This window comes from Priestia sp. JV24, assembly GCF_025910025.1.
Classification (GTDB): Bacteria; Bacillota; Bacilli; order Bacillales; family Bacillaceae_H; genus Priestia; species Priestia megaterium.
In genome coordinates, this window is sequence record NZ_JAPCIN010000022.1 from 360,324 (window position 1) to 380,987 (window position 20,664).

The 20,664-nt window shown below is 37.8% G+C and carries 22 protein-coding genes and 1 riboswitch; of the genes, 2 read left to right on the top strand and 20 right to left on the bottom strand.

Going from position 1 to position 20,664, the window contains the following annotated elements; translation table 11 throughout:
* Positions 1-12: 12 nt before the first annotated feature.
* The 6 genes from OK414_RS21145 to OK414_RS21170 all read right to left on the bottom strand — a co-directional run bounded on the left by OK414_RS21145 (position 13) and on the right by OK414_RS21170 (position 6,284).
* Positions 13-1,248 carry a dicarboxylate/amino acid:cation symporter gene (locus tag OK414_RS21145; protein WP_263045025.1) on the bottom strand — a complete coding sequence of 412 codons (1,236 nt, stop codon included), beginning with the start codon at positions 1,246-1,248 and terminating at the stop codon, positions 13-15.
* Positions 1,249-1,428: 180 nt separating this feature from the next.
* Positions 1,429-1,583, bottom strand: a riboswitch (cyclic di-AMP (ydaO/yuaA leader).
* A gap of 605 nt (positions 1,584-2,188) precedes the next feature.
* Entirely contained in the window at positions 2,189-3,658 is a 1,470-nt protein-coding gene (locus OK414_RS21150; protein WP_013084690.1) for an NAD(P)/FAD-dependent oxidoreductase, read from the bottom strand.
* Positions 3,659-3,876: 218 nt separating this feature from the next.
* On the bottom strand, positions 3,877-5,277 hold the full coding sequence (locus tag OK414_RS21155; protein ID WP_013058734.1) for an ATP-binding protein: 1,401 nt from the start codon (positions 5,275-5,277) through the stop codon (positions 3,877-3,879).
* A 153-nt stretch (positions 5,278-5,430) separates the two neighbouring features.
* A complete protein-coding gene (locus OK414_RS21160; protein ID WP_075419415.1) occupies positions 5,431-5,616 on the bottom strand; it encodes a YjcZ family sporulation protein in 186 nt (61 codons plus the stop codon).
* Between the two features lie 91 nt (positions 5,617-5,707).
* Entirely contained in the window at positions 5,708-6,133 is a 426-nt protein-coding gene (locus OK414_RS21165) for a hypothetical protein (RefSeq protein ID WP_016765317.1), read from the bottom strand.
* Positions 6,123-6,284 carry a hypothetical protein gene (locus tag OK414_RS21170; RefSeq protein ID WP_013084692.1) on the bottom strand — a complete coding sequence of 54 codons (162 nt, stop codon included), beginning with the start codon at positions 6,282-6,284 and terminating at the stop codon, positions 6,123-6,125. Before OK414_RS21170 ends, OK414_RS21165 begins: the two co-directional genes overlap by 11 nt.
* Before the next feature lie 214 nt (positions 6,285-6,498).
* Between OK414_RS21170 and OK414_RS21175 the strand changes: the two genes are divergently transcribed.
* On the top strand, positions 6,499-7,254 hold the full coding sequence (locus OK414_RS21175) for a DUF4397 domain-containing protein (protein ID WP_034649350.1): 756 nt from the start codon (positions 6,499-6,501) through the stop codon (positions 7,252-7,254).
* 31 nt (positions 7,255-7,285) lie between these two features.
* Here OK414_RS21175 and OK414_RS21180 read toward each other — a convergent pair whose 3' ends face one another.
* The 8 genes from OK414_RS21180 to ilvA all read right to left on the bottom strand — a co-directional run bounded on the left by OK414_RS21180 (position 7,286) and on the right by ilvA (position 14,054).
* Entirely contained in the window at positions 7,286-7,858 is a 573-nt protein-coding gene (locus OK414_RS21180; protein WP_013058738.1) for a YpmS family protein, read from the bottom strand.
* 12 nt (positions 7,859-7,870) lie between these two features.
* A complete protein-coding gene (locus OK414_RS21185; RefSeq protein ID WP_234943464.1) occupies positions 7,871-8,758 on the bottom strand; it encodes an SGNH/GDSL hydrolase family protein in 888 nt (295 codons plus the stop codon).
* A 233-nt stretch (positions 8,759-8,991) separates the two neighbouring features.
* Positions 8,992-9,570, bottom strand: a complete 579-nt coding sequence (locus tag OK414_RS21190; RefSeq protein ID WP_034649347.1) for an SCO family protein — start codon at positions 9,568-9,570, stop codon at positions 8,992-8,994.
* 24 nt (positions 9,571-9,594) lie between these two features.
* On the bottom strand, positions 9,595-10,020 hold the full coding sequence (locus OK414_RS21195) for an ATP-binding protein (RefSeq protein ID WP_263045026.1): 426 nt from the start codon (positions 10,018-10,020) through the stop codon (positions 9,595-9,597).
* 38 nt (positions 10,021-10,058) lie between these two features.
* Complete coding sequence (locus OK414_RS21200) at positions 10,059-11,207, bottom strand: histidine kinase dimerization/phospho-acceptor domain-containing protein (protein ID WP_263045027.1); 1,149 nt, start codon at positions 11,205-11,207, stop codon at positions 10,059-10,061.
* Between the two features lie 150 nt (positions 11,208-11,357).
* Positions 11,358-12,200, bottom strand: a complete 843-nt coding sequence (locus tag OK414_RS21205) for a DegV family protein (RefSeq protein ID WP_013058742.1) — start codon at positions 12,198-12,200, stop codon at positions 11,358-11,360.
* A gap of 169 nt (positions 12,201-12,369) precedes the next feature.
* On the bottom strand, positions 12,370-12,621 hold the full coding sequence (locus tag OK414_RS21210; protein ID WP_013058743.1) for a YpmP family protein: 252 nt from the start codon (positions 12,619-12,621) through the stop codon (positions 12,370-12,372).
* Positions 12,622-12,782: 161 nt separating this feature from the next.
* Positions 12,783-14,054 carry a threonine ammonia-lyase IlvA gene (gene ilvA, locus OK414_RS21215; protein WP_013084697.1) on the bottom strand — a complete coding sequence of 424 codons (1,272 nt, stop codon included), beginning with the start codon at positions 14,052-14,054 and terminating at the stop codon, positions 12,783-12,785.
* A 231-nt stretch (positions 14,055-14,285) separates the two neighbouring features.
* On the opposite strand from ilvA, the gene OK414_RS21220 reads away from it, so the two are divergent.
* Complete coding sequence (locus OK414_RS21220; RefSeq protein ID WP_034649345.1) at positions 14,286-14,504, top strand: hypothetical protein; 219 nt, start codon at positions 14,286-14,288, stop codon at positions 14,502-14,504.
* Positions 14,505-14,780: 276 nt separating this feature from the next.
* Here the strand turns inward: OK414_RS21220 and OK414_RS21225 are convergent, their stop codons facing one another.
* From OK414_RS21225 to OK414_RS21250, 6 genes are all read right to left on the bottom strand, one after another.
* Positions 14,781-15,266 carry a dihydrofolate reductase gene (locus OK414_RS21225; RefSeq protein ID WP_016765324.1) on the bottom strand — a complete coding sequence of 162 codons (486 nt, stop codon included), beginning with the start codon at positions 15,264-15,266 and terminating at the stop codon, positions 14,781-14,783.
* The gene (locus OK414_RS21230) at positions 15,263-16,057 is read right to left on the bottom strand and encodes a thymidylate synthase (RefSeq protein ID WP_013058746.1); all 795 of its coding nucleotides are present in this window, start codon (positions 16,055-16,057) and stop codon (positions 15,263-15,265) included. Before OK414_RS21230 ends, OK414_RS21225 begins: the two co-directional genes overlap by 4 nt.
* A gap of 457 nt (positions 16,058-16,514) precedes the next feature.
* Positions 16,515-17,417 carry a formyltetrahydrofolate deformylase gene (gene purU / locus OK414_RS21235; protein WP_013084699.1) on the bottom strand — a complete coding sequence of 301 codons (903 nt, stop codon included), beginning with the start codon at positions 17,415-17,417 and terminating at the stop codon, positions 16,515-16,517.
* Positions 17,414-17,572, bottom strand: coding sequence for a hypothetical protein (locus tag OK414_RS21240; protein ID WP_013084700.1), 159 nt, complete (start codon positions 17,570-17,572; stop codon positions 17,414-17,416). The genes purU and OK414_RS21240 overlap by 4 nt, the downstream gene beginning before the upstream one ends.
* Before the next feature lie 131 nt (positions 17,573-17,703).
* Positions 17,704-19,509, bottom strand: coding sequence for an IucA/IucC family protein (locus tag OK414_RS21245; protein ID WP_263045028.1), 1,806 nt, complete (start codon positions 19,507-19,509; stop codon positions 17,704-17,706).
* Positions 19,506-20,663, bottom strand: a complete 1,158-nt coding sequence (locus tag OK414_RS21250; protein ID WP_205661884.1) for an MFS transporter — start codon at positions 20,661-20,663, stop codon at positions 19,506-19,508. Before OK414_RS21250 ends, OK414_RS21245 begins: the two co-directional genes overlap by 4 nt.
* Position 20,664 lies beyond the last annotated feature (1 nt).

The following is a 20,664-nucleotide window of genomic DNA, read 5'->3' on the forward strand; positions in this document are numbered from 1 at the left end:
CTTTTACGCTTATTAAGCTGATTGCGTTACAGATTTATCGATACGTTTTGCTTCTGACTCAGCCACAATAACGGCACACGCAGCGTCTCCCGTAATATTTACAGATGTACGAAGCATGTCAAGCAAGCGATCAATTCCAATAATCAATCCGATACCTGCTACAGGCAAGCCAACCGAACTCAATACCATTGCTAGCATAATGAGACCAACTCCCGGCACACCTGCTGTACCAATACTAGCAAGCACCGCTGTCAATACAACCGTCACAAGAGCACCCAGCGACAGGTCAACGCCGTATACTTGTGCAATAAAAATAGTCGCTACACCTTGCATAATTGCCGTTCCATCCATGTTAATGGTAGCACCTAATGGCTGGACAAAACTGCTGATGGACTCCGGGACACGAAGATTTTTTTGAGCCACATTCATTGAAATCGGAAGCGTTGCATTACTGCTTGATGTACTGAATCCAACTGTCATCGCAGGAGCAAAACCTTTAAAAAATTCAATAGGATTACGTCTGGCCATAAGAGCGACTGATCCCCCATATGTTACGATCGAATGGATAAACAGTGCGAGCACGACTACAATCATGTACAGCCCCATCGCTTTAATTGCCTCCCAGCCTTGACTTCCAACCGCGGTTGCAAGAAGCCCAAATGTTCCGTAAGGAGCAAACTTCATCACTAGATTTACAAGATACATCATCAATTCATTGCCTTGCTCAAGTAAATTGTAAAGCCCTTTTGTTTTACTTCCAAGCATCGTAATACCAAAACCGATAAAGATAGAGAAAACGATAAGTTGAAGCATATTCCCTTCAGCCATCGCTTGAATTGGGTTGACTGGAATCATATTTAAGAATGTCTCTCCAACCGGCGGTGCTTTTTCGGCTTCAAAAGAAGCGTTTTTTGTATCAAAAGATCCAAACGTACCCGGTTTAATTGCATATGCTAAAACTAAACCAATAATAATCGCAACGGTTGTTGTAACTAGGAAGTAGGAAACTGTTTTAGCCCCGATTCTTCCTAGTTTTTTAGGATCTCCTAAACCTGCTACACCTAACGTGATAGAGAAAAACACAATTGGTACAACAAGCATTTTAATTAAGCTTAAGAAAATTTGGCCAAGCGGTGTAAACAAGTACTTGTCCAGCGGAGCAAAAGCACTTGGAGCAAAAGCATTGATCAACACTCCTACAACAGCACCAGCAATTAGCGCGATAATAATCTTTGTCGATAGCTTCATAGATTTACCTCCCATAAATAAATTATATTAGAATGATTCTAACTACCATACTTATTTTACCATGCATTGAGAGCGATAACACTCTAAATATACAATATATTAAAAATTTTCAGATTAATAGTTTAGGAATATTTTTAGCTATACAAAAAACCATGAGAATATCATGGTTTCATAGACCTGTTATTCCCTCACTGAATGCTTACGGAGTTAGCTGTCGGATTCGGGTACGTGAGTTACCCTACTTGATTTATTCAAGATTCACCCCAAGTACACTACGCACAAATATGGGTCCCCCGTTCTCTTATAAAACAAAAGAGATTAAGCAAATAATTTTCTTTAATATTTTTGCATGATAATAATTCTTACTTTAATTAAAATTCATTTTATATGTTTCTGTCAAGTTTTTATTCAAAAATAATGCAGGATTTTATCATAAAAAGTTGAGAATTGTTATATTTTAAAATATCTACATCATATTTCAATAAACCACAAACAGTTATTTAACAAGACTTAAAATCTAATGGATAAAAAATTAATTCAAAAAATAGTTTGTAAAGTGAACTTTCTTCTCATTAAATTACATTCATAAATTTGCATAATTATTCTAACGTTCGCGTACTTTACTGCTTTCATAAATATTTTATTCATCAAAGAATAACTCTTTCCAACTGTTGATTTTATCCTTATTGTACTGCTTGATATACCCTCCCTAAAATTTCACTGAATTTATTGATGCAAAGAAATGGACATTGTCAATTCGCCTTATTCTATTTAATTCTGCTCACGATAGAAGGATGTATTCCGTCATACTTTTTAAAAAAGAGCGGGTAATTATCATATAAAACTATCGGAGTTGGAGCGGTACAAGTTCTTTACTTTTTACTTAGTCGCTTTCGTTATTTAACACATATAAAAAAAGAGGCCGTGACGGCCTCTTTTTTTATACAGTAACAGGTTCAGAACTTGCTTTGCGATTCTTTAATTTTTCAACAATGTCACGTGCTACCCACACACCGCACGCACTTGCCTGCGCGAGTCCTCGCGTAATACCAGCTCCGTCTCCTCCCACGTATAAACCGGAAATTTCAGTTTCAAACTTATCATTTAACTTCGGACGGGCGGAGTAAAATTTCGCTTCCACACCGTAAAACAGCGTATGTTCAGATGCTAACCCAGGCGTTACATGATCCAGTGCTTCTGTCATTTCAATTAAGCTTTTCATCGTATTGTAAGGAAGCACTAAGCCTAAGTCACCCGGTACAGCTTCTTTTAACGTTGGTTCTAAAAAGCCCTCTTTAATTCGAGTCGCTGTTGAACGACGGCCCTTTAAAATATCTCCATACTTTTGAACAACTAGGCCCCCGTTTGACAGCATATTAGCTAATCTTGATACTTCATGCGCATATTCGTTCGGCTGATCAAATGGATCCGAAAATTTATGAGAAACAAGCAGCGCAAAGTTCGTATTTTGACTTCCAAGCTTCGGATCTTTGTATGCGTGTCCATTTGCTAACATAATACCTGAATGATTCTCTACTACCACATGTCCTGAAGGATTGCTGCAGAACGTTCTGACTCTTGTACCTACAGACGTATTATAAATGAATTTCCCTTCGTACAAGTGCTTGTTGATTTCTTCCATAACAACGTTCGATGTTTCGACTCGAACTCCGATGTCCACTTGATTGTTAATCATTTTTAAACGGCGTTTTTTTAGTAAGTCGCTCATCCACTTCGAGCCGTCTCGACCTGGTGAAACAACCACTTTATCAGCCGTAATTCTTTCACCATTCTTCAATTCGATACCGCGCACGATATGCTGACCGTCTTCTTTTTCTGTTATTAAATCGGCTACTTCCGTTTTATACTGCATATCAATTTTTTCTTTTAAGTATTCATAAATGCTTTTTAAAATTTCTAAATTTTGCTCTGTTCCTAAATGACGCACCTGGGCACGCAATAGCTTTAATCCTGCTGCGTATCCGCGTTTTTCAATTTCACGAACTTTATCAGTTAACGGATCCGTAATCGTATCGGTTGCTCCGTGTTTTAAATTAATTTCATCCACATATTTAATTAAATCTACCACCTGTGATTCAGACAGATAATCCGTCATCCAACCTCCAAATTCACTGGTGATATTAAATTTCCCGTCTGAATATGCGCCGGCTCCACCGAAACCATTTGTAATAGAACAAGCGGGCAAACAGCCAGCAAACTCTTTTTTGCCAACCGCAGGCGGACATTTTTCAATTTTTTTCTGAAGAATCGGACAATTACGTCGATAGATATCGTGTCCTTTATCGATTAATAAAATAGTTGCTTCCGGTAATTTTAACGTTAACTCATAGCAAGTAAAAATCCCAGCGGGTCCTGCCCCTACCACAATAACATCATAATTTGAGTTCATTGTACATTCTCCCATCATCTTTTTTTCTTTGGGTAAAAGATAAAAGTTATTGACCGAATTTTCTTTTTTTATTATCATTCGGTTATTTTCTAGCCATTTGATAATATATCAAAAACAAACCCTTTAGTCAACAATATACACGAACATTAAAATAAAATTTTTAAAAAACATTCGTTTTTATTCTAAGTAAATAAAAACCAGTGAACGAATAGCAAGCGCTATGAAATGTTCACTGGTTCTTTAATGTACGGAAGAGCAATTTCTACTTTTGTTCCTACTCCTACTTTACTCGCAAATGAAATATGCCCTTGATGCTGTTCGATTATTCGGTAGCTAATCATTAACCCTAGCCCCGTTCCTGTTTGTTTAGTGGAATAAAACGGTTCACCTAGCCGAGCTAAAGATTGCTCATCAATTCCACAGCCTTCATCCTCGATAATGACCATGCCGTATTCATTTCTTTTCTCAACGGTGACTTTAACTGTCCCTTTGCTCATTGACTCAAGCGCATTTTGAATTAAATTAATAAAAACTTGTTTAAGCGCATTTTCTTCACAAAAGATTGTAATCTCATCACTAATCTCATTAATAATACGACAGTTTTTATAATTGGCGTGTGTATCTAATAATAATGTCACATGACGTATGATTTGATTGAGACTTTTGGGGTGGTATGAATTTTCAATTTTAGGCTTGGCCAGCGTTAAAAATTCTTGAATAATGGATTCGACGCGATTCAATTCTTCAAGCATAATATCATTGTATTCTTCGTTGTACTGTTTCGATGCTTTTAACAGCTGAATAAACCCTTTAATCGCCGTCATTGGATTACGAATTTCATGTGCTACTCCTGCCGCTAACTTGCTCACCATTGTAAGCTTTTCAGATTTGCTTGCCATTTCATCATATTTTTTTCGATCCGTTACGTCGCGAATAATATACTGAATGGCATCCTGTCCTTCAAACTTAATTTTGGTTGCCGAAGATTCAATAATGACGACTCCTTTTTTAGTCAATAGTTTCACATCAACACGCGGCCTCACGGACATTCCATTCATCAGCTGAACCATTCGTTCTTTTACGATTTCTAAATGTTCGGGGTGAATAAAATGAAGCCAAGGACGCCCGATATACTCTTCTTTTTTCTCGCCGCCAAGAAGTTTAACACCAGCGGGATTCAAATATTGAATTCTGCCTTCTCTTGTTACAATAAATGCATCTTGACTTTGCTGGACAAACTGCTTATATTGCTTCATTTTTCGAATGACTTCCTCTTGCTTTTCAATACTTGAGGAAAACTCTTTCCACTGAACAACTAAGAGCGGAATATCCCCTTCCGTGCGTTGAATATGGATGTGCATCGGAAACTGCTGATCTACTTTTTTCTTAAGTAAAACAACTTCTTCCTCTTGCTTTCTTAACGGTTCCACTTCATGCTTTTCAATAAAAAAGCGATTTGGCTCTTCAAATACATTACAGGAAAGAAGTCGTTCTTCCGTCGTTTTAAAAAGATGGCAGCACGCTTCATTTAAAATTTGAATATCTCCATCCATATTCATTACGAGCATTGGTGTAAATGACATTGAAAATAGCTGTTGAAATACTTTTTCCTTTTCCATATATTCACCTTCGCTTATTGAGTTACTAGCTATAGTATAATATGGTAAATGTTGATTTGGCAAAATTTTTTTATTATTTAAACAATTTATATATAAGTTTGTCCTTTTCTATCTGTTATAAAAAGCTCGCACATGCGAGCAAATGAGGCCTAATCAGCAAAAACAGGTGCAGCCAATGATGATTAATAAAATAAATAGCACAACAATTAATGCAAATGACTGACCCGTTCCGCAATGATGATAACCGCCAATTGGATAGCTAATTGGATAGTGGCAAGTATCATATAGGTGGTGATAGCCTCCGTGATGGCATGGGTCGTAACAATCGTAGTTATACATAGCAATCTCTCCTCTTGTTTTTTTTATTCATTTCGTACACTGTACTTTATATGCGTTAGTTGATTGTCCTGTATGTGCATTCGCCCATTTTTTACTTTCTCTTACGCCATATTCGCCTTTTGGGCTGCAGCGTATACGAAAACAACAAAAGTAAAATACTTCCCATTACCAGTAACGTAGTAAAATCTTTCAGAAACTCAATAATGACCCCTATATACGGGAGATGGTATGCGTAGCTTCCAATCACTTTAAAAGAAGCAGGCAAAGAATCTCTTTGAGCTGTAACCAGTACATCAAGCTCTGGATTATGGGCCAGTACAAGTTCATTCTTTGAAGAAGATAATTCGTCTCTAAAGACAACTATATCTCCGCGATGCAGATGGTGATAATCCGTTTCTTGAACGGTCACGGTGAAACCAAATAGGCTTGGAACTGTACTAACAAATAAAAATGTAAAGCAGATAGCATAAAGAACAAGTACATATCGAAACGCAGAAAACATACATTTATTCATCATAGGTAATCAGCTCAATTCGCTCGGTTACTTTATTTAGCGCGGGGGTAATGTGAATAAATGAAGTAGAGCGCTCTGTAAATTGAATTAAAAGTAGCAGCAGTAAAAAACTTAACATAATTAACCGTAGCATCCGAGCATAAAAATCGCGCATGCTCTCACTCCTTTTTTCTATACTAATTTCGGTCGTACAATAAGCCTTCAGTCAATAATTTGATTCAGTATATGCACATAGAGGGCATTTGGCTCATTGTTTCTTCTTGGAGGTCTCGGGAGTGATCAGTGATCGGCATAAATTATGAATTTTAGCATATGTTTGGTTACGTATGGAAATGTTTTTATACTCCGACAATAAGGGAGCTGAACATATGGCTAATTATTCCTTTGATCAATATATTAAAAAAGCAATGAAATACGATTTTCTAGCTAACTACTATAAGTATAGTGATCCATCTAAGCATATTCATTATTATCAAAAGCATTTGTACTATATCCAGCAGGCCATCTTAACTTCTTCTGAAAATACGAATCTGCGCGTAAATCCGCCGCAAATTCGTATACTTCACGCTTCTCCAGATTCTCCATCTGTAGATATTTATATTAACAACAAACGAGTGATTCGCAACTTAACTTATAAACAAGAAACAGATTATATTGAATTACAAGAACCTGGAAGATATACAATTTCTATTTATCCCGCTGGAGAAACCGGAAGACCTGTTTTAACGGAATCATTTACATTTGAAGGAAACCAAAATTACACGGTAGCGGCGGTAGATGAACTAAACAAGCTTGATTTATTGTTTATCTATGACAATACGGATGTACCAAGTGGAGAAACAAAGCTTCGGTTTGTGCACCTTTCTCCTGATGCTCCTGCTGTAGATATTGCGGCTAGAGGCGGAGACGTCATTTTTTCCGGAGTGCAGTTTAAAGAAGTCACAAAATATTTGCCTTTGTCCCCCATGCATGTTCAACTTAGCGTACGCATAGCAGGAACCAAAAATGTAGTACTCGAAATCCCTGCACTGAACCTTCGTCCGAATCGAACATATACGGTATATGCCGTCGGATTTGCTAAGAGCCGTCCTGCATTAGAAGCGCTGATCTCCCAAGATCGTTAACAAAAAAAACCTTCCAAATTGGAAGGTTTTTTTATTCACTGCGCGAAATTAAACGTACGCGAATATCATCATTTTTCAAATCAAACTTTTGTACTTTTACAGCAAAATCACTCTCTAACTTCATCTGCTGTAACGCTACGTATACTGATTCATTCTTTGGATCAATCGTTACCCATTCTGGTAGCGCAAAGTTATTATTTACGTATCGAAGCACTGTGCGGACAGGAAGCTGCAGCTTTCCAACAGAAAGTGACTGCTGTTCAAGCACAATATCTCCATTTTTTTGTACGATTGGATCAAATGTCATTCGAATATTAATGTCATCGCCGAATACTTGAATCGTACCGTCTACTCTTACTACATCGGTGAGAGTAATTTTGTAGTTAAGCGGCTGATTCTTAAATTCTTTCTTTAAATATTTATCAATCAGTACATTTAAGTCCGCTTTTTTAGCCAAAATAGTTAGTTCTGCGTCTCCTTCTACTTTTTCAGAGGGAGTTGGATTGGCCTTGTCAACCGGTTGAAAAATAAACGCAATAATAAGGATAGCCCCTAGAACATTAATCCCTAATAACGCGATAAATAGGGTTTTCCACTTCTTCATATAACAATCTCCTTACTCGTTCCCACTCTCTTTCGTGTTTTTCTCTTTTTCATCAGATGTAACTTCTTTTACTGTTTCCTTTTTCTGATCTCCAACGAGAGGATCTTCTTCCTCCATTGATTTACTAATGCGTTCAGCCATTAGTTTGTACCCTTTTTTATTAGGGTGAAACTCGTCTTTCCCTAATAAATTTACGTCAGAATCATAAAAAATATCATCAATTTTTACATAACTTACATTATCATATTGAGAAGCAATTTTCTCGCTTGCCGCATTCCATTCATTAATAACGACATTAATTTCTTTCACATCACTTAATGATTTAAAGAATGGATTATAAAAACCAATTAAATAAATATGAGCATTAGGATTAAGCTTACGTATACGTGAAAACACGTCATTTAGACGTCTTTCATATTTTGACTGCTGTGATTCAAACGTTTTAATTGAGATATTGTAAAAGTAATCTCTTACCACTTTCATCACGTCATTGCCGCCAATCGTCAAGAAAACGATGTCTGCTCTTGATACTTCAGCTGCTACTCCCGGCTGATTTAACCTCGCTAATAGCTGATCCGTCCGGTTTCCTCTTTTGCCTAGATTCTCTGTTCGTACATTTTGCACTTCATTTTGTTTAGAAAGGTATTTAGTTAAGTATGGTACATAACCGCCTTTTTTAGACTCATCTCCTACTCCTTCTGTTAATGAGTCACCAATGGCTACAATATCTAAATCTACAGGAAAAAAGCCTTTCGGAATATGCTTTTTAGGTGTTAAATCCACTTCTTTCTGAACGGCTTCTTCTTTATTGTCCGTCGGCAAAAAAGTCGTCGTCGAACAGCTCGCTAACACCACCGCACTCATACTGCTTATCACTATACTTTTCCATTTTCTCATCATAACACCTACTAACTATGCTGTATTCTCGCTGTCACAAGCAATACTGCTTACCGCTCTGAATAACTATATCTTTATATCTTATCATACTATGTCAAGTTGATATTTTACTACGTTTCTTATATATAGTATATGTAAAAAAAAGGATAAGCATGTTTCTTTCATAAAAATATCCGCTAACACATCACTATAAAGATAGCTGTGTTTGGCGGATAGATTTGACGGATTTATAGCTCTTACTGAAGGGTTTTGATATCTTTTATCATATCTTCATAAGGAGGATCAGTCACTCCCTGATAAGATTTTTGAATGACTCCATCTTTGTCAATTAGAAAAAAATCCGTACCGTGAATAACCTGCGGATTTTCTTGCGGCTTTTTCACAATCGTTTTAAATTGGTCCAGAGCAAACTTTTCAATTTCCGCTTGTTTATAACCCGTTAAGAAATCCCAATTCGAAAAATCAGCGCCAAATTTAGTCGCATAGTCCTTCATTTTCGGTGGAGTGTCCACTTCAGGGTCTACGCTAAATGAAACAAAGCGAACGTCCAGCCCTTCATCCTTGGCCATTTTTTGTAATTTAGCCATATGAGCCGTCATTGGGGGACATACGGTTTCACAGCTTGTGAAGATAAAGTTAGCTACCCAAACGTTCCCTTTCAGCTGACTTAGCCCTACTTTCTTTTGATCTTGGTTAACATAAGAAAAAGAGTCCATCTTCCAATTGAGAGGATTTTCTATTTTGGAACCACAGGCTGTTAACATCATACAACTAATAAGCAGTAAAAAAAACAATTTATAAGACCAGCTTTTCATATGTTCCTCCTGCACGGTTAAAGTTTAGTCATAGCTAGGGAAAATCAAGGTAAACGTTGAACCTTTTCCTGGTATGCTTTCCACTTCAATTCTTCCATTCATTTGTTCGACCAGTTGATAAGACACCATCAGACCAATCCCTGTTCCTTTTTCTTTTAAAGAATAAAATGCTGTTCCCAGCCGGTTCACTTGTTCACTGGTCATGCCTATACCAGTATCTTCAATTTGAATATGTACCTGTCCTTCTCGCTTGTAAAGCCCTACTCGAAGCGTTCCTCCAGCTCTCATGGCTTCAATTCCATTTTTCATAATATTAAGCAGAATTTGATTCAATTCGTTTCGGCTGCCGCGAACATACATCTCTTCTTTTGCGTCTAATTCTATGAGTATATTATTTGTTAACAAAGCATAAGAAGATAATAAGTCTACTAAGCTTGTAATACACTCCAAGCAGTTAATAAAACGATGCTGATGAACATCCGGCTTGGCTAAAGATAAATATGAATAATCGCTTCCGCTCTGTCCATTTCGTTAATCATAAGATGAATGTAACTTAATTCAGTGTTTGAAAGCTTTGTGTTATCTTGAAAAAGCTGTAAAAACCCTTTTACCACCGTCATAGGATTTCGAATTTCATGGGCTACAGAAGCAGCTAATTGACCAATTGCATTCATTTTCTCTGCTCGCTGCAATTCCTTTTGCATTCTCGTTTTTTCCATAATAACTTCCAATTCATCAATCGCTTTAGCAATTCCATCTTTTGAATGATTGAAATTCGTTTCTACGTTCAGCTGTTCTTTTGTTGCTGACACTTGTTGAAAAAGCTGCTGAAGCCGCTCGGTCATTTCATTAAATCTTGTGTGTACATTCCCTAACTCAGAATCATCTTCGTATGTCAGCTTCACATCAAACTTCCCTTGACTTACTGCTTGAATTCCTTCTACTAATTCTCCTAGGGGCGACATTAATCGCCTTAGTCCCCAGTCTTGAATAACAATAATGAAGGTAAACAAAATCGTAAACGCAACGGCCAAAGCCACAATTAAACGTTTTTGGTAGATATAGATAGCGCTTGCATCTATATCTACACCAAGAATAGCCACGACTTTTCCGGAGCTGTTTGTAATAGGCGATAAAACGGTTATCCACGTCCCGAATTCGTCTTTGTATGTAGATGTTACGATATTTTTCTTTTCTTGTTCTGCTTGCTTAAATGATTTGTAAAATTCTTCTCCTCCATAATAAATCATGGATGGCTCTAGTGATTGCTTAATTTTCTTATTCGCTGTTACGATAATCTTATTTCCATGCGACTGGAATTTTTCGGTCGTCATAATATATCCCTGCAAGTACGACGGATGCAATTCGTAAATCTTTCTGAACTGCTTTTCTAGCTCGTCTTTTTCAGGAATCGTCCCGTTCCTTGAATCCACTGCTGCTATTACGTCTTGTTTAGATAAAGACTCCCTCCATAAATCGGCCATAATTAACGCGTGCTGCGTTAGTGTCTCTTTTGCCATCTTTTTTTGAACTTGATAGCTAATGGCTAAAGAAATGACTCCAAGGGCAACTACAATTAAAGTAGAAAATAAAACCGTTTTGTTAAACACACTCAAATTTCGAATATATTTTTTCATCGGTATACTCCGGATTCAAAAGAATAGTAACCAGCACAGCATTCGCTGGTAGAAAGTTGATTCTATTATATCACACGTTGGTCCACTTCTCTTTCCTCTTTTTCCAAAAAAGAGAAAGCCAAAAAAGTGACTTGCAAAAAGCAACCCACTTTATTCAGCAAAATACATAAAACCAATTGCACCAATACCTGTATGCGTTGAAATAATAGGCGTCGTATCTTCAATCGAAAATTGCGTATAGCCCCTTGCCTTCACAATTGATTCTTTTAACTTAGAGGCGAGTCCAAATCCATCTGCATGTACAAGCCCTACTCCTTTAATACTTTTTCCTTCTGTATGCTCTTCGAACTGTTTCGTTAAAAACTTAACAATTTGAGAATGGCTGCGCACTTTAGCAACAGGAGTATATACTCCGTCAGCTAGAGAAGCAATTGGCTTAATATTTAAAAGAGAACCGATCAATCCTTTTCCTCGTCCAATACGTCCACCTTTAACCAAATTTTCAAGTGTATCAACTACGACAAAAAGATTCGTATTTTGACGCACCTCTTCCAAGCGCGTGATAATTTCTTCTACTGTATGCCCATCTTCAATCATTTTCACCGCTTCAAAGACTTGAAACGAAAGAGCTTTTGTAATGTACATAGAATCAACAACGGTGATGTTTCCTTCTACCATTTGAGCCGCGCTTTCAGCTGCTCGAACAGTTCCGCTCATTCCTCCAGTCATATGAATCGAAATGACGTCATACCCTTCACTAACTAATCGTTCATATACTTCAACAAAAGAACCAATAGCTGGCTGAGAGCTTTTTGGTAATTCTTTTGAATTTTTCATTTTTTCAATAAAATCTGTCGGCGTTAATTCTACGCGATCTAAATACGTTTCATTATCAATGTTAATACATAAAGGTATCATCTCAATACCGTATTTTTCAGCTTCTTCCAACGTTAAATCAATTGTTGAATCCGTTACCACTTTAATTTTCGCCATGTGTTCACCCCTATAAGATGCATTGCAGACTAGTATAACATGAACACTTACAACAATATAGTTATAATAGAATGCAAGTTTTGCTAATTCGTAAAACGCATGTTCAACCTTTTATATTAACAAAAAAAGTTGACTCCGCTGAAATATTCAGAAAAGTCAACTTTTACGTTTATGCATTATGTTTTAATACATGAGACTTAAAGAGCTGTTCGTAATCTTTCCATTTCAACACGCGTTTTAAATATTCTTGAAACGAGTAGGTTTGCTTCGGAACTGATTCGTTCGTGATTTGTCTAATAAATAAATCAAGTTTTGCAGATAACATGAACCGAAACGTGCTATTTTCCTCTAAAACTGGAATTTCAGTAATTTTTACTTTTTGACCACTGACATGTTTAAATTCAAGGCTTTTTAATAGCAAGGCGATCAACCCTCTTTTTACCCGTTTATTTTATTATAATGCTTCAGGCACTTTCTGTCTTGATAAAATAAAAAGAAAACACAAATATTTTTTAAAATAAAAATGCTTCATCAACTTATTCGACAGTTGATGAAGCATTCCTTTTTAAAACGACCTTCTATTTAAATAAATAAGTGAAACAAGTTGCTTTCTTTATTAATTTCTGTGTAAGGGAATCCTTTTTTGTCCATACGATTAATCAGTGGATAATAATCTTCTTTATGCTTGAGCTCAATTCCCACAAGTGCCGGTCCGCTGTCTTTGTTATTCTTTTTCGTATACTCAAAGCGCGAAATATCGTCTGTCGGTCCAAGCACTTCGTCTAGAAACTCACGAAGAGCTCCTGCGCGCTGAGGAAAATTAACGATAAAATAATGCTGTAATCCTTCATAAATCATTGAACGTTCTTTGATTTCTTGCATACGTCCAATGTCATTGTTTCCTCCGCTGATGACGCAAACAACCGTTTTTCCTTTAATTTGCTCACGGTATGAGTCAAGAGCAGCAATCGAAAGAGCTCCTGCTGGTTCTGCTACAATCGCATTTTCATTGTATAGAGATAAAATGGTTGTACAAACCTTGCCTTCAGGAACAACTACAATATCATCCACAAGTTCTTTACTGATGTCATACGGAAGCGTTCCAACTGTTTTAACAGCTGCTCCGTCTACAAATGGATCGATTGCCGGTAGCGTCACTACATTTCCATTTGCTAAAGATGTCTGCATACCAGGCGCGCCTGCTGGTTCTACCCCAATCACAGCTGTTTGAGGCGAGATGCTTTTTACGTATGTGCCGACACCGGAAATTAATCCGCCCCCGCCGATACCCGCAAATACGTAGTCAATTTCATCTTCACAATCATTGAACATTTCAACGGCTACTGTACCCTGTCCTGCAATAACGTCTACATCATTAAATGGGTGAATAAATGTTCGATGTTCCTCTTCACTGCATGCAATAGCTTGTTCATAAGAATCATCAAACGTATCTCCGATTAGTACGACCTTTACGTTATCTTTGCCTAAAAATTTCACTTGATTAATTTTTTGGCGCGGCGTTGTGCTCGGCATAAAGATTTTACCATCGATGTTTAAATGACGGCACGCATATGCTACACCTTGTGCGTGGTTTCCTGCACTTGCACAGGCAATTCCATTTTCTAATTCTTCTGGGGATAACTTTTTGATTCGATTGTACGCACCGCGAATTTTAAATGAGCGCACCACCTGTAAATCCTCACGTTTTAAATAGATATTACATTCATATCGTTCAGACAAAACGTCATTACGCTGTAGTGGTGTATGCACAACAACATCTTTAATCAATTGATTTGCAATCATGATGTCCTCTAAATGTACGTGTTTTGTTCGATTATCTACTTGTTGTTTCATAACCAACTTCCTTCCTCTTCTACCATTATTAATTTGTACATTATATCACAAAAAATTTAGAAAAATCATTATTTTTCATTAATAATAACTAAAAAAACTTTTCCAACTATTTTACTGTCCACATACTTTACATATGTTTAGCAAACGCTAAATAGACTTACAAAATTGCCCATACTTTCTACATGCAGCTGATGCGATAACAGGTATAAATTAAGAAAGGTTGTGGAATAGATGGAGTTTTCACTTCAAAGTCTTGAAAGTGCCGTTCCGTGCGAAATAGTTGCAGATGAAGAAAACGATAGATACATGCTTCGCAAAGCAGATACGAGCGGAGAAATTTTTAATACACCAAGCGAGCTGATTCAATGGATTGAAGCTAACTGGAGCCCTGAACAGTTTGTGAGCCCAGCGGCTTTTCACGAAATGATGAAGCAATTAAAATCAATATAAAAAGAGATTGAAACATAACGAAATCAATCTAAAGACGAATAAATGGAGTATAGAAGCTAGCTAGTAAGGGGTGCTTGTTACACCGCATTTGATTTCCATGCGAGACTTTGCTTTCCGCGGGCGGCCGGTGAGCCTCCACTCAACTGCTAAAAGCACCTACATACATGAAATCTACCTTCATCCTTATAATGAAAAGATCCGAACGATTCAACGTTCGGATCTTTCTTCGACTAACATACTTTGTCCCAGACTCGCGTTTTTTATAAACAAAAGAGATCAGCTTCGCTCGTATACGGTAAAATAATACGTGTAGGGATTTTTTTCATCTTTAATTCCTTGCTGCTTCGAAATAACTTTCCATTCGCTCAGATCAATCGCAGGAAAATGTGTATCTCCTTCAAAGGATTCTTCAATATGCGTAATATAAAGTCGGTTTGCAACGTCTAATGTTTGTTCATACAGAGTAGCTCCGCCAATCACGAAGAGCTCGTCTTCTTTTTCAGCATCTAATGCTTCTAGTTCCTCAACTGAATGAATAACGGTTGCTCCTTCTTGCTGATAATCTTTTTGACGCGTAAGAACCACATTTTCGCGATTAGGAAGCGGTCGTCCAATTGATTCAAATGTTTTTCTTCCCATTACAATCGTATGACTCGTTGTGATGCGCTTGAAATACTTTAAATCTTCCGGAAGACGCCATGGCAAATCATTCTCTTTACCGATCAGCCTGTTTTGATCCATTGCGACAATGAGGGAAATCATACGCTCACAGCTCCTTTGATGTGAGGATGCGCATTATAGTCTACTAACTCAAAGTCTTCAAATTTAAAGTCAAAAATTGATTTTACGTCTGGATTGATTTTCATTTTTGGCAAAGCATGAGGCTCACGCGTCAACTGCAGGTTTACTTGTTCAATGTGATTGCTGTAAATATGCGCATCGCCAAACGTATGAACAAAATCACCCGGCTCTAAATCACACACTTGTGCCACCATCATTGTAAGTAGCGCATATGAAGCAATGTTAAACGGTACGCCTAGGAAAATATCAGCTGAACGCTGATACAATTGACAAGACAATTTGCCGTCCGCTACGTAAAACTGAAATAAGCAGTGACACGGCGGTAAAGCCATATTGTCTACATCAGACACATTCCAGGCGCTTACCATTAAGCGGCGAGAATCAGGGTTGTTTTTAATTTGATTGATAACATTGGTAATCTGATCAATTTTTTCTCCGTCCGGCGTTGGCCATGAACGCCACTGATGCCCATACACAGGGCCAAGCTCGCCGTTTTCATCCGCCCATTCATTCCAAATGCGCACGCCGTTATCTTGTAAATACTTAACGTTTGTATCTCCTTGTAAAAACCAAAGCAGTTCATGAATAATTGATTTTAAATGAAGTTTTTTTGTCGTTAATACCGGGAAACCTTCTTGTAAATTAAAACGCATTTGATAGCCAAATGTGCTAATTGTACCTGTTCCTGTCCGATCTTCTTTTTTTGTTCCATTTGCTAACACATGCTCGCAAAGTTCAAGATATTGTTTCACTTCCGACACTTCCTTTATTAAAAAGTCCTTTTCTATTGTATAAGTGTTCACGAGCTAAGTAAACAACTAAATCTCAGCTCATGCAGAAAAGTTTTTTATCATTTAGATACGCAATTCCCCCTAAAAAAACGAGAATGAGACCTAACAAAATCAATTAAATAATCGAGTATGAATCGCTTATGACACCGCGGTTGCTCTCCGTGCAAGGCTTTGCTTTCCGCGGGCGGCTGATGAGCCTACTCGTCGCTTACACTTGGGGGATCTCATCTGTTCCGCTTTCCCCGCAGGAGTCTTCGCCTTGCCCTCCAATCAACCGCTAGAAGCAACTAAATAGATTAAATCTACGTTCACTATCAAAATAAAAAGATCCGAACGAGTTAGATTCTCTGCCAAGAATCTCGATTCATCGTTCGGATCTTCCTTCGGCTAAACTACTTTTTTAACAGCTTAGTCTTTGTTAATTAAATACAATTGTGCGGTTTTCATGCACTAAAATGCGGTCTTCTAAATGCCATTTTACAGCACGTGCGAGCACCGTGCGTTCAATTAAGCGGCCTTTTTTCTTTAAGTCATCCGCATCATCACGGTGGTTCACGCGTTCAATATCTTGTTCAATAATTGGTCCTTCATCCAAGTCGTCTGTTACATAGTGAGACGTAGCACCAATTAACTTTACACCTCGTTGATATGCGCGTTCATATGGACGTGCTCCAATGAATGCCGGTAAGAATGAATGGTGAATATTAATGATACGATACGGATTTTCAGCCACAAAAGTCGGCGTTAAAATTTGCATATAACGCGCCAAGATAATCACGTCAATATTATAATCTTTTAATACCTGCAGCTGTTTGGCTTCTGCTTCTTGGCGAATGTCTTTTGTCGCAGGTATATGCTTAAACGGTATACCGAATGATTCAACCACTTCGCGCGCATCTTCGTGATTGCTCACAACGACAGCAATGTCTGTCATCAAATCTCCGCTTTCCCATGCCCACAGCAGCTCTAGCAGACAATGAGGCTCTTTTGACACAAAAATAGCTGTTTTTTTCAAATTATGAGCATATGTAAACTGCCAGTTCATTGAAAATGTATTGGCAATTTTTTTGAAACTTTCTTCTAGTTTTGCTTCTTTAGCTAATAAATCCTCACATTCAAATTCGAAACGGATAAAAAACATCCCCCCTTCGTGGTTCGTTGAATGTTGACTTGATTCTACAATATTTGCACCGTGCTCATGTAAAAACGTAGATACTGCCGATACAATACCCGGTTTGTCCGGACAGCTAATTAGCAGCCGACCGCGATTTTTATATTTCTCTTTATATGAAGTTAAATGTTTTTGAATATGCGATTTCATGTAATTCCCTCTCTTTTTTTAAATATACAGACAATTGTACCATTATCCTTGTAGCGATGCGACATTGAAATAGTGCTTTGACAAAAGAAAGCTGAAACGTTTGCTTCAGCTTGTGTACTTGTTGTTTTAACATCCACTCCCATTAAATCGTTCATTCACTCACCTTTACGTTCTACACATACCTAAAATGAGTGTTTCCTAAAGTGCTACAGCTCATCCCCTTCGCTTCCTGCTTTTGAATTAACCATAAAAAAGCCGCTGGCACAACACCAGCGGCTTTTCCTTATTATTGAACAGCTTTTTCACTAACTTCATGCAAGGCATTCCGTACCTTTCCATATTCACTTGCGTGAGGACGATCTCCGTCGTCTTCGTATCCGTAATCAAACATTCGATTTCGATTTAACGTTAACTTAGTAATAGTTGGACGCAATAAATCAAATAATTCAAATCTTTTCTGTAAATGTGGAAATGATGCCTGATAATGTAAAATTTCTGCTCGTACACTTTTCCAAAAGTCCTCTTCTTCTACACCTTCATGCTCTTCTAAAATAGTCGCTAAATAGCGGAAGTGACAAATAAATAACCCTGTTAAAATAAACTGCGTCAATCCTTCTGGCTCTTCGCTGCGCAGCACTTCTTTTAATTCAAAAGATAACTGCTGCAGTTCTTCAAACGGCTGATCACTAATATTCACGTCGTCTACAAAATCTTTCATAATAATTCGAACCGGCTTGTTATTTTTGAGAACCAGTACCGTATTTTGCCCGTGGGGGGAGAATACAGTTCCGTATTGATACAAGTAGTGAAGTAGCGGCGGCAAAACAGCGCTGGTTAGCGCATCAATCCACTCGTTAGGAGTCAGGCCCGACCTTTTTATATATGACGAAACTAAAGCTTGTCCTTCACTGTCAACATGTAATAACGCAGCTAGCGTAATCGCACGCTCGCCTTCTTCTAACTCTTGATAAATGCTTTCACGCCAAACGACTCCAAGCATTTCTAAATACTGATAAGGTGCGTTTTTAATAGAAGCAAACGTTGGCTGAGATACGTTTAACGTAGCCACTTCGCCTAAAAGCCCTACTTTGCACGTATCTTTTAAAAACGTGTCGCGATCTCTTATGCCTTTTATATGCTGAGTGACTTGAGGAGCAATTACCGTCCGCTCACTTGGAAGGCCTCTGTACACAAGCGTATTTAATATACTCATGGGAAGCTTCACGTGATACTTATCTCGATTTGTTGTATTCACAAATGTCCGAATCGACTGCTGAGGCAAGTATTGATCTTCACCTTCTCCTAACGGAACAATTAAATCATTTGCAATGTATTCAGCGAATAAAGGAACAATCACGTTCATCCACTGCCATTCATGGACGGGAATATAGTAATAGTCCGCTGCTAAAAGGTCTTGGCTTGTTAATTCTTTTTCAAATTCAGCTAGCGTCTCACCGCTTATCTCCTGTTTCATAACATCATCAAAGCCGAGGTTATCTAATGAATGAAAAGAAGCAATTTGCTTCGCTACAGCAATCCATGAAAGCTGAATTTTTTGTTTTTGGTCGGGCGCAAACCGAAGATAGTCATCATAGCCAAACCCAATGCGCCCTTTATTATACGTAATCCAAGGATGTCCCGTCATTTCACCTTCTAGCTCTGCATAATCCATATCTGCTAATTCATCCGCTGATTTTCGATTTTGCAAATGCAAATCTGCTACTAGTGTATGAAAATATTCTTTTGCTAAGTGACCTGCAGTTGAGCTAGACATTCCTTTGTCTTCAGATAAGCTAATTAACAGCTGCAGCGCTTCTGAAAATGTAGGGGTTGACGCTTTAGATGTCAGCTTAATACTTTCTGGCAGTACAGAAAAACTGTCAAACAATCGCTGTTTCGCTTGATATGTATACGTAACGCCTCGGTGGTCTTCCCATCGATACGTGGCAAGCGCACCCTGCTTTTGCAGCTGTTTTGGCTCAATAATATTTTCATACATGAATTCCCGCAGCATTTTAGCTAAAAGCTGGCGATTTGCTTTTTCCCATGATTGCTTATTAAATACGGAAAGATTCGTTTCTTTGATTTTCATCCTTCATTCTCCTTTACTTGTCTTAGAATAGGGATTGTTTTATTACGCAACGGCATTACAGCGCTAGCAGCTAGCAAAGCAACGGCACCAACTGCTAAAGGAAGCGCTAAATTTACTTTGCTGATTTCTAGTGCTAAAAGCGGTGCAATCAGCAGGGCAATATTTTGAACAGCAATAAGCCAGCTGTAATAGTAAGCAGCTCCTTCTTTGCTTTTTTGAAATAAGTAGATATCAAGTATAACCATGCTGAGATAAAACCCGGCTCCATATAAAATTCGACTTATAATAAACATGCTGAGATGATCGGCATATGCTTGCAAACATAGCAGTAAAGCACTAGCACCCGTTACGCTATAAAAAAGCGGTATAACTTTTCTATTAAATAGCTTTGTAGGTACCGCAAGCTTTAAGACGATCGCCATAATACTCGGCATCACATATAACAAAGCGCTGCCTTGACTGCTCATGCCATATGTGTCACTTGTAAACAATGTAAAATAAGGGCGAATGACATTGTGTCCAAGGTGAAAAAAGAAAATAGCCAGCAAATAGAAAAAAATAGGCTCGTTTATACTTTGAGTGTATGCTGGTGTTTTTTCTTTTTTTAAAGATGAAGCTTTTCTTGTTACGAGCCATACGGCCAGTACCATATCAGCTAAAGCAAAGTATTGATATACTTTAAGCGGCATTTCCCATGCAATAATCGCACTTCCAAACAAGCTAGCGACAATAATAGCCGTATGAACAATAAATACATAGGTTGTTGCAGCACCTGCCTTTTTCTGTCCATTTTTCATGCCGCCTACTAAATATGGGTATAAAAGATATAAACTGCTTTGAAACACAAGTAATACTAACGAAGTGGCTAAAAACCCATAAAAAGTAGAAACTTCACTCAGAATGACTTTAACTAAGGCTGTCATTAGAAGTGACGCTACGATTATATGTTTTACTTTCCACTTCTTAAGCAGCATTCCCCATAAAGGAGTCATAACAATGACCACAATCCGGCAGCAAATAATAAAAAAAGACGTCATTGCAACTCCATCCACATGGAAAGCACTTGTAAAATACTGCGGATAAAATGGTGATAATAACACTTCCGACGTCATGGTCATAAATAAACAGATAAAAACAAAGCGCGGAGAAATCATC

Coding starts and splice junctions, on each gene's coding strand:
- OK414_RS21245 (WP_263045028.1), bottom strand. CDS start 19,509: ATGAAAATCAAAGAAACGAATCTTTCCGTATTTAATAAGCAATCATGG.
- OK414_RS21250 (WP_205661884.1), bottom strand. CDS start 20,663: ATGATTTCTCCGCGCTTTGTTTTTATCTGTTTATTTATGACCATGACG.
- OK414_RS21170 (WP_013084692.1), bottom strand. CDS start 6,284: ATGCGCGATTTTTATGCTCGGATGCTACGGTTAATTATGTTAAGTTTT.
- OK414_RS21155 (WP_013058734.1), bottom strand. CDS start 5,277: ATGGAAAAGGAAAAAGTATTTCAACAGCTATTTTCAATGTCATTTACA.
- OK414_RS21220 (WP_034649345.1), top strand. CDS start 14,286: ATGGAGTTTTCACTTCAAAGTCTTGAAAGTGCCGTTCCGTGCGAAATA.
- OK414_RS21150 (WP_013084690.1), bottom strand. CDS start 3,658: ATGAACTCAAATTATGATGTTATTGTGGTAGGGGCAGGACCCGCTGGG.
- OK414_RS21145 (WP_263045025.1), bottom strand. CDS start 1,248: ATGAAGCTATCGACAAAGATTATTATCGCGCTAATTGCTGGTGCTGTT.
- OK414_RS21160 (WP_075419415.1), bottom strand. CDS start 5,616: ATGTATAACTACGATTGTTACGACCCATGCCATCACGGAGGCTATCAC.
- OK414_RS21240 (WP_013084700.1), bottom strand. CDS start 17,572: ATGAACGATTTAATGGGAGTGGATGTTAAAACAACAAGTACACAAGCT.
- OK414_RS21190 (WP_034649347.1), bottom strand. CDS start 9,570: ATGAAAAGCTGGTCTTATAAATTGTTTTTTTTACTGCTTATTAGTTGT.
- OK414_RS21180 (WP_013058738.1), bottom strand. CDS start 7,858: ATGAAGAAGTGGAAAACCCTATTTATCGCGTTATTAGGGATTAATGTT.
- ilvA (WP_013084697.1), bottom strand. CDS start 14,054: ATGAAACAACAAGTAGATAATCGAACAAAACACGTACATTTAGAGGAC.
- purU (WP_013084699.1), bottom strand. CDS start 17,417: ATGAAATCGCATATTCAAAAACATTTAACTTCATATAAAGAGAAATAT.
- OK414_RS21205 (WP_013058742.1), bottom strand. CDS start 12,200: ATGGCGAAAATTAAAGTGGTAACGGATTCAACAATTGATTTAACGTTG.
- OK414_RS21185 (WP_234943464.1), bottom strand. CDS start 8,758: ATGATGAGAAAATGGAAAAGTATAGTGATAAGCAGTATGAGTGCGGTG.
- OK414_RS21165 (WP_016765317.1), bottom strand. CDS start 6,133: ATGATGAATAAATGTATGTTTTCTGCGTTTCGATATGTACTTGTTCTT.
- OK414_RS21225 (WP_016765324.1), bottom strand. CDS start 15,266: ATGATTTCCCTCATTGTCGCAATGGATCAAAACAGGCTGATCGGTAAA.
- OK414_RS21200 (WP_263045027.1), bottom strand. CDS start 11,207: ATGAAAAAATATATTCGAAATTTGAGTGTGTTTAACAAAACGGTTTTA.
- OK414_RS21175 (WP_034649350.1), top strand. CDS start 6,499: ATGGCTAATTATTCCTTTGATCAATATATTAAAAAAGCAATGAAATAC.